Source organism: Dysgonomonas sp. ZJ709 (genome assembly GCF_011039195.1).
GTDB lineage: Bacteria > Bacteroidota > Bacteroidia > Bacteroidales > Dysgonomonadaceae > Dysgonomonas.
This window is the reverse complement of the sequence record NZ_JAAKEM010000009.1, coordinates 98,454-112,574: the sequence shown is the minus strand read 5'-3', so window position 1 is coordinate 112,574 and position 14,121 is coordinate 98,454. Positions and strand designations below refer to the sequence as shown.

Below are 14,121 nucleotides of genomic sequence, written 5' to 3'. Positions count from 1 at the left end.
TATAGCGCGATATTTTTAGTACTACAAATTTATTAAAAAAAAAGGGTTTGCACCAGTTTATCGTTTGCTATATTTTACTATAATTTAGCTATTAAGAATATTTAAGGACATGAGCTCGCTATTTCTCTCTCGATTGTAACCTTGTTAATCCAATAAGGCTGTCATATCGTTCTCCGATAGGTCGATAATAGACAAAAATAGTGTATTCGTTTTCTGTCTCGAAGTAATTCCCTTCGATTGGGCCTGTCGAATAATTATTCCCCATTTTGGTGAGATATTGGTAATTATATAACCCTTGTTTCAGTAATAGAGTAAGTTTATATTCTTTTGTATTATAATCGTATTTCATCTCATATTTATCAGAGAATGTATTATTTGTAAAGTCTCCGTTTATATAGATACTTTCAAGTAGAGGTTCGTTCATAGCTAACGTAAAATGAGTGAAGAAATAATCGGCCTCAGTGTCGCTGAAATTGCTTTCTCGGCTACGTATTACGAAACGTCCGTTTTGGTCTTGGTCGTAACTGTAAGAGCGATTTGCCCGTACATTGTCAGTAGCTATATACATCGAATAATAAGGCTTGTCGTATTTGATATGCGCAACATTCATGCCATTAGCTCTGTAACTACCGGTTTCGAATCGGCGATATTCGTTTCCTGCTTCAAATATGAGATCACGACTGTGCTCATAGATCATTCTACTGGTATTTATAAAGCTTGGTTTGGTCAATTGTCGTTCATTATCTATTCTGTTATTCTGTTGAACGAATACTTTTAGTTCAGACAGTGGCTCCCGAATACTTAGATTGGGAAAATTGACGGTGATTCCTAATTGCTGGTGTTCCTTATTTGAATCTATATCTGTATTTGTCGATATCACATAACCGACATTTACCTTTGTGTCGAGTACCGAAAAACATGCCATTAGCAGTATGTTATCAGGATTATCTTCTTCGTATACCTCTACTGCATAATTTCCTGCAAACCTCAATTTCACATCTCTATTTGGAATATCCAGATTGAAATGTGTATATATCATTGTCGTATTTATAGATGGAGCGTCATCTTCTATCGGATTATCGTTAAATCCATCGAGATATTCTATATCGGATAGTTCTTTCGATTTTTTCCAATTGGCATCACAGTGTGTAATGCGGTATCTAAGTCTGTGAAACGAATTTTCCGAAATCCGGTCAAACCCAATATGGACATATTCATTGCTGTTTAGCTTCATGATAGGCTCTCTATTCCAATCGCCATTTATATTCACCTCGATAGTATGTATTTCGGGCGATATAGCTAGTGTTCTATAAGCTTGCGACCATGCTGTAATACAGGTCAATAGAAAGATGACAGTAAGTTTGAATCTATTCATGGGGATATAGAAATGGGTATACGCAAATGTAATAAAAAAAACTGCAAGGTGTAATTCTTGCAGTTTTAGTTATATAATTTAACAGAGTTATTATTCCTCTATATCTTCTTTCATATTGTGGAATACATTCTGAACATCTTCGTCATTTTCAAATTTGTCGAGAAGTTTCTGTATTTGCTCTTGTTGTTCCTTATTAAGCTCTTTCAGATCATTCGGGATGCGTTCGAATTCTGCACTATGAATTTCAAATTCATTTTCTTCAAGATATTTTTGAATATCAGAATACGACTTGAATTCTCCGTAAAGAATGATATCCTCGTCGTCGTTTTCTATTTCATCTACACCATAATCGATAAGTTCCAGTTCCAGATCTTCGAGCGAAACACCTTCTTTGGGTGCTATTTTGAAAACACATTTATGATCGAACAAGAATTCAAGGCTGCCCGATGTTCCTAGCGAACCACCAAGTCTATTGAAGTAGCTGCGTATGTTGGCAACAGTACGGGTTGGATTGTCGGTAGCAGTTTCCACGGCAATAGCAATACCATAAGGGCCATATCCCTCATATAGAACTTCTTTGTAGTCGGCTCCGTCTTTGGCTGTAGCTTTCTTTATGGCGCGCTCCACATTTTCCTTCGGCATATTCTCTTTCTTCGCTTGTTGCATCAATACACGAAGACGAGGATTTGTATCAGGTTCAGGACCAGCCTCTTTAGTTGCTATTGTAATTTGTTTACCAAGTTTAGTGAACACACGAGCCATATTGCCCCAGCGTTTCATCTTAGTTGCTTTGCGATATTCAAAAGCTCTTCCCATAGGTTTTTCTATATATATGTACGGTAATAAATTTTCTGTATGCAAAATTATAAAAAATATTCATATACCGCTAAAAAGAATGCACTCACTAATTATAATGATTTTTATTAGTGAATATAGCAATATTTAGGGATTGCCGCAGTGTTGATCTTTCTTTTCCTTTGCGTCGTTTTACCAACGTAAAAATAAATTCAATAAAAACAATCTTAACAATGAAAAAAAATAGCATTTTGCTACTTATTCTGTGCTGTATTACTGTTTTTTGTCAGGCCAAAGATATTCGGGGATCAGTAAAAAGTTCGGACGGTGAAAATCTCGAATATGTAGCTGTTCATATAGTTGGTACCCAGAGTGGTAGCATAACCGACTCTTTAGGTGTATTTATGATCAAAAATATAAATCCCGGTAATTATAAATTGACAGTTTCTTTACTCAATTATAAAACAAGGACAATCGATGTAGCTGTCCGTTCAAATACGGAGGTAACGGATGTTCCGGTAATTATATTGGAAGAATCTGCTCAGAATTTGGGCGAGGTTGTTGTCTCGGCTCAAGCTCACAGATATACCACTCAACGTATATCGGGTTCTATTCGTCTCAATGAACCATTGATTCAGATTCCTCAGAACATACAAGTTATCAATAGCGATATAATGCTCGATCAGCAAATAACCAGTATGAGTGACGGTATTACCCGTAATGTCAGCGGGGTAACCCGTCTTGAGCACTGGGGCGATTCATATACGCGCGTAAACATGCGTGGTAGCCGTGCTGCTGCGTTTCGCGAAGGTATGAATGTTACTTCCAACTGGGGGCCTCTAACGGAGGATATGAGCTTTGTAGAACGTATCGAATTTGTAAAAGGACCAGCCGGCTTTATGATGTCGAACGGTGAACCTAGTGGTATTTATAATGTGGTAATGAAGAAACCCACAGGACAGAGAAGAGGACAAGCTTCGTTTATGTTCGGTAGCAACGATCTGTATCGTGCTACATTAGACCTAGATGGTGTAATGGATAAAGAAGGTAAACTATTATATCGTTTAAACCTGATGGGACAAACGATGAATTCGATCAGACAATATGAATTCAATAAGAGATATAGTGTTGCTCCGGTTATTACATACGATATAGATGATAAAACGAAGTTGACAGCAGAATACGCTTACCAATACATGGAGTCTTCTAATACAGGATCGTTTTACAGTTTCTCTCCGAATGGATATGCCGATCTTCCATACGATTACTCAATATTAGAGCCAGGGCTAGAACCCACAGTTATAAAGGATCATAGTCTTATCCTTAATCTTCAACATGAGTTGAGTAAAAACTGGAAGTTGACCGCTCAGGCTGCATACTTCAATTATAATAAAGAGGGTAGTTCTATGTGGTATGGATCTGTGGCAAGCAATGGTGATATGATCAGAACCGTAAGTATAGGTGATGCTATTAATGAGATGAAGTTTGGTCAGGTCTTCGTAAATGGAGAAGTGAAAACGGGAGCCGTCAACCATCGTATATTAGGAGGTTTGGATATTGGTGATAAACATTTTTGGGGAGACTGGAGCCAAACTCATGCATTGGATTCAGTTGGTACATATAATATTTATGACACAAATCGTAAATCGGGTAATCCATATTGGGGATATCCTCAATTCGACAGAACCCGAAGTATGAAAGAGAGAGCTAATACTACTCAAATTTCGCAATCGTATACAGGATTGTATGTGCAAGACGAATTAGGTTTCTTTGACGAAAGACTAAGATTAACTCTTGCCGGTCGTTATACATTTGTGAAAGATGATTCGTATGGAACTACTGTGACTGATGAGAAACATTTCTCACCCCGTGTCGGTCTTAGTTTCTCTATGGATAAAAACTCGTCAGTGTATGCTCTTTTCGATCAAACTTTCAGTCCGCAAATGGGATTGCTTCGTGGCGGAGATAAAGTGAAACCGATAACCGGTAGTAATTGGGAATTAGGTTTGAAACGTATGTGGTTTGGTGGTCGATGGAATACAAGTCTTTCGGTATATCAAATAATGAAAAATAATGAAACAACTTCTGACCCTGATAACAAAGGAGATGAAACTTACCTTATTCAAGTTGGTCAATCGAAAGCTCAAGGGGTAGAATTCGACATGATGGGTGAAATCGTTAAGGGGTTGAGCGTTGTTGCTAACTATGCTTATACCGATTATAAAGTGACAAAATCGATAAACGAAAAACGACCTGTTGGTATGCGTTTACCAGGACATGCTAAGCATCTTTTCAATATATGGTTGAAATATCAGTTTTCAGAAGGTATTCTTAAAGGCTTCAATATTGGTGGAGGTCAAACCTCGATGCTCGATCGTAGTACATGGGGAGGGCTTGTCGATGGCAAGTCGGGTTTACCTGATTATTATAAGTTTGATGCGGTTGCAGGTTGGCGCAAAGGAAATTTGATAATAGGATTGAATGTATTTAATGTCTTCGATAGATATTTATACAGTGGTTCTGTGTCGGGTAATGTATATTATTGGCAGTCCGAGCCTAAACGTAACTTCAGAATGGGTATTACCTATAATTTCTGATCGTTGAAATGAAAAAACTATCATTTAGAAAAATAGCTTACTGGTTGCATCTTTGGCTCGGGGCACTTTCGTCACTTGTAATATTCATTGTAGCTGTCACAGGATGTATTTACGTTTTTCAATTAGAATTACGAAGCATTTTTCAACAATCGCAATATGTGGAGATACAAGATAGACCGTTTTTGTCACCCTCGGAGCTAAAAGAAAAAGCTAACCAGTATGTATATGCAGTGGCGGCCGATAGCGCCAATGTTATCTATGGCGTAGCCTATGGCAAGAGGGATAAGGCTGCCACGCTTGCGTATAATCATTACGAGGATGGATATACAATATTAATGTTGAATCCTTACTCGGGAGATTACATTTATAAGCAGACATTGAAAGGCGATTTTTTCAGAATCATTCTTGCAGGACATCGTAGTCTGTGGTTGCCTTACGATATTGGACGTCCTATTGTAGGCTGGTCGGTTCTGGTATTTGTTATTGTAACTATTTCGGGAATCGTACTTTGGATACCTAAAAGATGGAATAGAAAATCGTTGAAATCTATTCTTACGATCAAGCGGAAATCAAATTCATATAAGCTCAATTACGATTTGCATAAAGTTATAGGATTCTATGTGGCACTGATCGCCCTTATAATATCTATAACCGGTCTGACATGGAGCTTCAAATGGTTCGCAAATTCTTATTATACTGTTATCTCGGGTGGAGAAGAACTGAAACAATGGAAACCGGCTTTGTCTGATACGACATTGACAGCCTCGACTCTCAACTTGGATGATCGACTATGGGATCAGGTGAAGCAAGAGTATCCGATAGGAGAGCAAGGTACATTTATGTTCGATTTCCCTAACAAGAAAGCGGATGCTTATCGCATTTGCTTCAATCCGGCGAATGATGATACATATTACAAAAGACATTTTCGTTTCTTCGATCAGAACACGCTGGAAGAACTCGAAGGTGGTGGTATCTATGGCACTGCTTACGAAGATTCGTCTGCCGGTGATAAGCTTTATCGTATGACCTACGATATTCATGTTGGAGCTATTGGCGGACTACCGGGTAAGATAGTCGTTTTTCTTGCAAGCTTAGGTATTGCCAGTTTGCCGGTCACCGGATACATCATTTGGCATAAGAAAAGAAAGAAATCAAAGAAGGGGAAGAAATAGATATATAAACTTTCTACCGATAAAAAGCAGATATAATTAATATGAATTATATTTGCTTTTTCTTTTATACGAAAATATCTACACATAGCTTGAAAACAATAAGATGGAAAAACTTAGATATCTGAAACTAGATGCTTTTATTGCCGGAGAGTCTAATGGGAATCCTGCTGCATGCATATATCTTGAAAAGGATCAGATTTTATCTGAATCTGATATGCAGAATATAGCTAAGGAGCATAAAGGCTTTGTGTCCGAAGTTATTTACTGTGCTATGGTTGATAGCTCTTCGTGTAATTTGAGATATTACTCGTCGGAATGCGAAGTCGATTTTTGCGGACATGGTACAATTGCGTGTATGTACCATTTATTAAAAACGGATGAACAGCTCAAACAACTACCCGAAATAAAAATAAATACAAAAAAAGGCAGTTTAGTAGTTTATAACGAGCTTCAATCTTTAGATGCAGTTTTCATAACAGCTCCAAACCCCGAGTATTTATCGGTGACAGTTGCAGCAGAAGAAATCTCCGAGAATTTAGGTGTTATACAAAATATGCTTGATAAGCAATATCCTATTAATTTTATTAATGCCGGCTTAAGAACTCTTATAATACCGATTACCAATCTGGATAATATATTAGCCTTAAATCCAGATGAAGAAACATTGAAAGCTTTCTGTATAACAAATGAGATTGACATTATACTTGTTTTTACTACAGATGTAACTAATGAGAATAATAAGATAAGAACTCGTGTGTTTGCTCCTAAATTTGGTTATCTGGAAGATGTAGCCACAGGATCGGGCAATTCTGCTATGGGTTACTATATGCTTAAGCATAATCTATGGAACAGAGAACCTATTTCTATTGAACAAAACGGAGAACAAAACGCTTATAATGTAGTTAAATTAAAAATGAGTGAAAGAAAAGTTCTTTTTGGAGGCAGTGCTTCTGTGAAAATAGAAGGAACTTATTTTCTTAATACAAGTGATAAGTAAAATAAATACGTAGTGAATAAATCGACTAAGATAAATTTTATTCTACCATTCAAACCTCGCCGTCCGGCAGGTGGATTTCGGGTAATGTATGAATATGCCAACCGATTAGCAAAGAAAGGATATTCGGTTCATCTTACATATCCTATCCGTACACAGTATATGGAATATCGTTTGCCTTATGTCGCTCGTTATATTCTGTCTAAGGTAGAAGGCTTTCGTAATGACAAGTGGTTTAATTTCGATCCGTCTATTACGATGTCTTATGTTCCCCAAGTAGATGACAGATATGTAGTAGATGCAGATGTTGTAATTGCTACATGGTGGTCTACTGTCTTAGAAATGGGTAGGCTAGGTGCGGCGAAAGGTAAAAAGATAAATCTTATTCAAGGTTTTGAAAACTGGACAGGGCATGAAGACCTATTATATGCTTCGTACGATATGCCTGATACAACAAATGTTGTTGTAGCCTCTTACCTTAAAGAGATTGTAGAGCAGCATACATCTAAGCCTGTTGCATTAATATATAATGCTGTCAATAATAAAGAGTTTTTTGTAAAAGATAAAATAGAAGAGCGAACGCTTGCAACAGTTGCGATGACCTATTCTATACAAGAAATAAAAGGGTCTGAATATGGTCTGAAAGCATTAATGCTTGTGAAAGAAAAATATCCTGAGTTGCAAGCCTATCTATTCGGTGTGTGCCCTCAGCCGGAAGGTTTGCCCGACTGGATCAAGTTTTATCGTGCGCCAGATAATCTTTGCGATATATATAATCGTAATGCGATATTTCTTTCTAATAGTTTTACCGAAGGTTTCCCACTTACACCTGCCGAAGCTTTATTCTGTGGATGTGCATTAATTTGTACCGATATAGCCGGACATCGTGAATTTGCTATTGATGGAGAAACGGCTTTACTTGTTGAGGTGAAAAATGCAGAGCAGATGGCTGAAAGAATTTGTTATTTGATCGATAATAATGAAGAGCGCATCTCATTGGCGCATAGGGGTAATAATTACATTCAACGTTTTAGTTGGGAAAGTGCCATTGAGAAGATGGAAAATTTAATTAAACAGATTGTATAATATATTGAAGATTGTAAATATTTTGCACATTTACTTGTTATCTCTTAAATAATATATATTTTTGTAAACGTATTTGGTTTGGATAATTCATTTCGGATTATCTGATTAAAAGGGAATCAGGTGAAAATCCTGAACAGACCCGCTACTGTAAGTTCTAACGAACAACATTTTGACATTACCCTCGCCACTGTTAGAAACAGTAAGCAGTGAACAGTAAACAACAATTTGGTTGATAACTGATGACTGACAACTGATATGATGGGAAGGCCGTTCAAAATGAGAACAAGTCAGGAGACCTGCCAGACAAAATAAATATTCAGACTTTCGAGGAATAAAGTCTTGAGATCAAATGCACATGGTTGCACGTTTGTATTTATACATTTTGATTATCATTTCATTTCTTCTGTTAAGACTATTCAACTTTAGTCTGGATTAGTATTATACTAAATAAACTGATAATTATAATGAAAAGAAAGTACTTAGGTTTAGTGGCATTTTTTGCTTTGACTTTTACATTCGCATCATGTTCTGATGACGACGATGTAACAAATTCTGATGAAACGGTTGTAATAGAAAATGATAAAGCTCCGGCTACTATGGCTGCCGATGGTTTTTATATTTTGAATGAGGGTAATTTTACTACAGATAATGCCAGTTTAAGTTTCTTCAATAATGACGGAGCTATATCTTATCGCGCGTATGCTGCTGCAAATTCGGGAGAGACTCTAGGTAAAACAGGGCAATTTGCAACAATTTATGGTGATAATGTTTATATAGTATCGTTTGGCGGAAATAGGCTTGTAGTAGCAGATGCTAAAACATTGAAGAAGAAGGCGGCTATTGAAAATATTGCAGGGAGCGACAATGCGGCACGCTCTTTTGTAGGGGTGAATAGTAAGAAAGGCTATATATCTACTAATAGTGGAATTAGCCTCTTTGATATTGAGCAGTTGAAAGTAGGTACAACTATTGCTGGTATTTCCGGCGAAGTTGTTAATATGTGTCTTGCAGGTAAATATGTATTTGCAGCTGTTATCTCGGAAGGTATTTATGTTATAGATACTTCAACTGATAAAGTAGAAAAAGTTATAAAAGACAATACAATAAATTCAGTTGCACAAAGCAAGGACGGAAATATTTGGGCTGGTGCTACCAGTAAACTGATTAAGATAAATCCATATACATTTGAAGCAACGACAGAAGTTTCGTTTTCAGATACCCATATCGAATATTCTTGGAATGTAGGGAGTTTTTGTGCCAGTACTCAACAAAATGTTTTGTATTGGAAAGATGGGAATAAAGTTGCTAAATATGATATAAATAGTAAATCGCTTAATTCAGCATTTTATACGCTGGGTAAGCATGATAATGGTGACCAGCTTCTTTTTTATGGTGCAGGATTAAGAGTAGATCCTTTAACCGACAATATAGTTTTGTCAATGACAACAGGTGTATGGGGTAATGATATAAATGTAGTACAGTTATTGACACCTCAAGGAGCATTGAGTAAAACGATAAACGTAAAAGGAGGTGCAGATAATACCGATTACTATTGGTTTCCGGCTATGCCATTCTTTAAAGACGTAAACGCTCCTGCTATATTGACTAATCAAATCGTGTTGAAGCCTAACGAAGAAAAGACAATTGATCTGAATGAAGTAATTATAGATGCCGATAACGCATCATCATCTATAATTAAGAGTCTGCTTACTTCGTCTGCTGAGGGTGATATTGCTCAATATGAATTGCAAAAAAATATGCTGACCCTGAAATCTTCGGCTAAGACCGGAAAGATGGTTATTAAACTACAAGCAAATTCAAATGGCAAGATCGTAGAAAAAGATATAAGAATAGATGTCAGAAATTGACGCTTGTTTTATTTGTGTATAGGTAAAAGAGAGAGGCTGTTCGTGGTGGAACAGCCTCTCTTGATTTAAGCCCTTTTCGGATTCACTACTTTACTTAATTTATTTAGATCATATCAGTGCTTCTCTTGATGAAATTGTTCAGAGCTTCACCTTTCAGCATGCCATTCGATAATAGAGCCAAATCGATAAGTTGACGTACGGTTTTGCTTTCAGCTGCATAAGCCGTTACAGCATCTTTTTCTTTGCCCTCTACATCTGCCATAACCTTTTTGATCAGTGGATGTTCGGTATTCAATACCAAATTGTAATTATTAGGCATTTCACCATAGAACGACATTCCGGTTTGCATAGCAGACATCTCTCTCATACGACGCATAAACTCGTTTTGAGTGATTTGTATTGGCTGCGCTTTTTCACCTAATGCTTTATAATCGATTGTAAACTCTGTTTTCTCAATTTTAGGAAGTTGAGAAGTGAATGTTTCGCTCAATTCTTCTTTTTGTTTATCGGTGAGATTAACCTCTACTGCGTCTTCCTTTGCAATAAGATTGTCAGCTGTATCGCTATCTACACGCACGAAGCGGCTTTTCTCGAATTTTTGTTCAAGTAGTCCGGCCATGTGTACATCTAGCTGCCCATCGAATAAAATTACATCATATCCCTTTTCGGTAGCATTGTTAATATAGGTATATTGCTCGTCTTTATTACTTGCATACAAATATATCAGATTACCTTCTTTATCTGTTTGATCGGCAGATATAAGTGTCTTATATTCTTCGAACGTAAATGCTTTTCCATCTGTATTTTTTAGTAGACAGAATTTTTGAGCACGATCGTAGAATTTCTCGTCAGTCAGCATGCCATATTCGATAAATACTTTCAAGCTATCCCATTTTGCTTCAAATTGGGTGCGATCGTTTTTGAATATTTCCTCTAATCTGTCAGCTACCTTCTTTGTGATGTGATTAGATATCTTTTTCACATTCTGATCGCTTTGCAGATATGAACGGGATACATTCAACGGAATATCCGGAGAATCGATAACACCATGCATCAGTGTTAAGAACTCAGGAACGATTCCTTCTACCGAATCGGTTACGAATACCTGATTGCTGTATAATTGTATCTTATTTTTGTTGAGATCTACATTGCTCTTTATTTGAGGAAAATATAAGATACCTGTCAGTTTGAACGGATAATCGACATTCAGGTGAATCCAGAACATCGGTTCGTCAGACATCGGGTATAGATCCTGATAGAATTTTTTATAATCTTCGTCTTTCAGGTCTGCAGGTTTACGTGTCCAGATTGGATTCGTGTCATTGATTATGTTGTCTTCTTCGGTTTCTACCGATTTGCCATCTTTCCATTCTGTTTTTTTACCAAAAGCAACAGGTATAGGTAAGAAGTGACAATATTTCTTTAATAAACGACTGATTTCACCTTCTTCAAGAAAGTTCTTGTTCTCATCATCTATATATAAGATAATGTCGGTACCTCTTTCAGCTTTTTCTACATTCTCCAATGTATATTCAGGAGAACCGTCGCAGCTCCATTTAACAGCCTGAGAATCTTCCCTGAATGATTTAGTAACGATTTCTACCTTTTGTGATACCATAAATGAAGAATAGAAACCTAACCCGAAGTGTCCGATGATAGAATTCGCGTCATTTTTATATTTATCGAGAAACTCATTTGCAGAAGAGAAAGCTATCTGATTGATATATTTTTCAATTTCTTCGGCATTCATTCCTATACCTTTATCCGATATAGTGAGTGTACCTTTCTCTTTATCAATGCTTACACGTACAGTGATATCTCCAAGTTCTCCTTTGAATTCGCCCAAAGAAGAGTATGTTTTTAGCTTTTGTGTAGCATCTACTGCATTCGATACTAATTCACGAAGAAATATTTCGTGATCGCTATACAAGAATTTCTTTATGATGGGGAAAATATTATCGGTTGTAACCCCAATTTTGCCTTTTTGTTCCATAATGATATTTTAAGTTATTAGTTATATTATTTTGATTCTATTAAAGCAAATAAGATGCCAGACAGATCGGACGTGTCATATTGTCTTGTTAGATCCTTAATGTTCTTAAAATGAATAAATTATTGAGGGCTTAAATTGTTAAAAATAGGCTTATTTTGGCTGATAGATTTTTTTTATGTCATATTTAACATGTTTTCTGCATGTGTTAAATATCTATTAATCAATACATTAATTTGTAGCTATTAGTTGTTTTGACAATTGTTTCTTAAAAAAACTATATTTATTTCATTTTAACTAAAAAAACTCGTTACATTTGCTTTATAATTAATAAGAAATAAAGATTCTTATGACTTGAAAACTAATGGATTATTTATCACGCTAAATACTGAAATTATGAACACAACTAATCACAAAAATAATAAAGAGTTTGAAGATAAATTAGTCGATCTTCAAAACAATATGATGAATTTTGCATTAACTCTTACATCTAACAGAGAGGAAGCAAAAGATTTGCTACAAGAAACAACACTAAGAGCGCTTGATAATAAAGAGAAATATTATGAAAACGTAAATTTCAAAGGTTGGGTGTTTACTATTATGCACAATATATTTGTGAATAACTATCGTCGTGTGGTTCGTAGCCAAACAATGATAGACCAAACCGAAAACCTGTACCATTTGAATATGCCTCAGGATTCAGGCTTTGATACTCCTGATGGTGCTTATACAGTGGCTGAGATTACAAAAGTGATCAATAGTTTCTCTGACGAGTACAAGGTGCCTTTTACAATGCATGTTTCAGGGTATAAATATGAAGAGATTGCTCAAAATCTTGTTTTACCTATCGGTACAGTAAAAAGTCGTATTTTCTTTGCAAGAAAAAGACTGCAAGAATTGTTGAAAGATTACAGATATCAAGATAAAGACTAACTTCCGATATAAGTTCGCAAAAGGGTCTGCAATACAATATTGCAGACCCTTTTTATTTTGAGAAATAAACCTCTTTTAATAAATAAAACAAATGTTATATCACGTTTATTTATTAAGTTTGTACAAGAAATTATAAATAATCACGATTTTAATTAAGTTTATATGCACAATTGGTTTGAATGTAAGGTGAGTTACGAAAAAATGCTCGAAAATGGAATGCAAAAGAAAGTAACAGAACCTTATTTGGTTGATGCCTTATCTTTCACTGAAGCAGAAGCACGCATTACAGAAGAAATAAGACCATATATAACAGGCGAATTTACAATAGCAGATATAAAAAGAGCAAAGCTGTCGGAGTTGTTTTTTAATGATAATGGAGATCGCTTTTTTAAAGCTAAAGTTTTCTTTATCACACTGGATGAAAAAAGTGGATCAGAAAAGAAAACTGCAGTGCAAATGTTGGCACAGGCCTCTGACCTTAAGGAAGCTCTTCGAGTAGTTGAAAAAGGTATGGAGGGAACGATGGCCGATTATACTATTGGATCGCTAGCCGAAACATTGATAATGGATGTTTTCCCATATTCGGAAGATGCCAAAAGGAAAATTATATTGACTTAAGTTTAGTATTTGGTAGATGAGTGTTGCTGAAAATATAATAAAAATAAAAAAAGACTTACCAGCTAATGTAAAGCTTGTTGCTGTATCTAAATTTCACCCGGCAGATACTGTCCGCGAAGCTTATGATACAGGGCATCGTATTTTCGGCGAAAGCCGAATGCAAGAACTGAGTGAGAAGCATCAGCAACTGCCCGACGATATAGAGTGGCACTTCATAGGCCATTTACAGACAAATAAAGTAAAAGCTATAATTCCATACACTCATGCAATACACAGTGTAGATAGCTGGAAGCTATTCGCCGAGATAGAAAAGCAGGCTGCAGCATTTGAGAAACCTATATGCTGTTTACTGGAAGTGCATATTGCAAAGGAGGATAGTAAATATGGTTTTTCTTTCAACGATTGTCGGCAATTTATGGAGCAAGGCGAGTGGAAGAAGTACAAATATGCTTATATTGGTGGTTTGATGGCAATGGCTACTAATACTGAAGACGAAACTCTGATACGAAAGGAGTTTAAAAACCTAAAATCTTTCTTTGATGAACTGAAGGCTAACTATTTTTCAGAGGATGATTCGTTCTCCGAAATATCAATGGGAATGTCAGGTGATTATAAAATTGCTGTAGAAGAGGGATCAACTATGGTGCGCATAGGTTCGTCCATTTTCGGAAATCGGGAGTATTAATGCAAAAT

11 protein-coding genes and 1 riboswitch are annotated in these 14,121 nt (G+C 36.2%); of the genes, 8 read left to right on the top strand and 3 right to left on the bottom strand.

Going from position 1 to position 14,121, the window contains the following annotated elements:
- Positions 1-118: 118 nt before the first annotated feature.
- Both G7Y56_RS08525 and G7Y56_RS08520 read right to left on the bottom strand, forming a co-directional pair.
- Positions 119-1,375, bottom strand: a complete 1,257-nt coding sequence (locus G7Y56_RS08525) for a DUF5103 domain-containing protein (protein ID WP_165042710.1) — start codon at positions 1,373-1,375, stop codon at positions 119-121.
- A 90-nt stretch (positions 1,376-1,465) separates the two neighbouring features.
- A complete protein-coding gene (locus G7Y56_RS08520) occupies positions 1,466-2,191 on the bottom strand; it encodes a YebC/PmpR family DNA-binding transcriptional regulator (protein ID WP_165025708.1) in 726 nt (241 codons plus the stop codon).
- A gap of 212 nt (positions 2,192-2,403) precedes the next feature.
- Here G7Y56_RS08520 and G7Y56_RS08515 point away from each other — a divergent pair, with 212 nt between their 5' ends.
- The 5 genes from G7Y56_RS08515 to G7Y56_RS08495 all read left to right on the top strand — a co-directional run bounded on the left by G7Y56_RS08515 (position 2,404) and on the right by G7Y56_RS08495 (position 9,887).
- The gene (locus G7Y56_RS08515) at positions 2,404-4,767 is read left to right on the top strand and encodes a TonB-dependent siderophore receptor (protein WP_165042708.1); all 2,364 of its coding nucleotides are present in this window, start codon (positions 2,404-2,406) and stop codon (positions 4,765-4,767) included.
- Positions 4,768-4,775: 8 nt separating this feature from the next.
- Positions 4,776-5,939: a PepSY domain-containing protein gene (locus G7Y56_RS08510; RefSeq protein WP_165042706.1), complete on the top strand. Its 1,164-nt coding sequence runs from the start codon at positions 4,776-4,778 to the stop codon at positions 5,937-5,939.
- A 103-nt stretch (positions 5,940-6,042) separates the two neighbouring features.
- Positions 6,043-6,936, top strand: a complete 894-nt coding sequence (locus G7Y56_RS08505) for a PhzF family phenazine biosynthesis protein (RefSeq protein ID WP_165042704.1) — start codon at positions 6,043-6,045, stop codon at positions 6,934-6,936.
- Between the two features lie 12 nt (positions 6,937-6,948).
- Positions 6,949-8,019 carry a glycosyltransferase family 4 protein gene (locus G7Y56_RS08500; protein WP_165042702.1) on the top strand — a complete coding sequence of 357 codons (1,071 nt, stop codon included), beginning with the start codon at positions 6,949-6,951 and terminating at the stop codon, positions 8,017-8,019.
- Between the two features lie 57 nt (positions 8,020-8,076).
- A riboswitch (cobalamin riboswitch) is annotated at positions 8,077-8,338 on the top strand.
- A gap of 145 nt (positions 8,339-8,483) precedes the next feature.
- Positions 8,484-9,887, top strand: a complete 1,404-nt coding sequence (locus G7Y56_RS08495; RefSeq protein WP_165042700.1) for a DUF5074 domain-containing protein — start codon at positions 8,484-8,486, stop codon at positions 9,885-9,887.
- Positions 9,888-9,990: 103 nt separating this feature from the next.
- On the opposite strand, the gene htpG is transcribed toward G7Y56_RS08495, so the two are convergent.
- Positions 9,991-11,880 (bottom strand): molecular chaperone HtpG, encoded by a 1,890-nt coding sequence (gene htpG / locus G7Y56_RS08490; protein WP_165042698.1) that lies wholly within the window; start codon positions 11,878-11,880, stop codon positions 9,991-9,993.
- Positions 11,881-12,273: 393 nt separating this feature from the next.
- Between htpG and G7Y56_RS08485 the strand changes: the two genes are divergently transcribed.
- The 3 genes from G7Y56_RS08485 (at position 12,274) to G7Y56_RS08475 (ending at position 14,113) form a co-directional block, all read left to right on the top strand.
- Entirely contained in the window at positions 12,274-12,810 is a 537-nt protein-coding gene (locus G7Y56_RS08485) for an RNA polymerase sigma factor (protein WP_165025691.1), read from the top strand.
- A 162-nt stretch (positions 12,811-12,972) separates the two neighbouring features.
- Complete coding sequence (locus tag G7Y56_RS08480; protein ID WP_165025689.1) at positions 12,973-13,428, top strand: DUF4494 domain-containing protein; 456 nt, start codon at positions 12,973-12,975, stop codon at positions 13,426-13,428.
- Positions 13,429-13,444: 16 nt separating this feature from the next.
- Positions 13,445-14,113 carry a YggS family pyridoxal phosphate-dependent enzyme gene (locus G7Y56_RS08475; RefSeq protein WP_165042696.1) on the top strand — a complete coding sequence of 223 codons (669 nt, stop codon included), beginning with the start codon at positions 13,445-13,447 and terminating at the stop codon, positions 14,111-14,113.
- Positions 14,114-14,121: the final 8 nt, after the last annotated feature.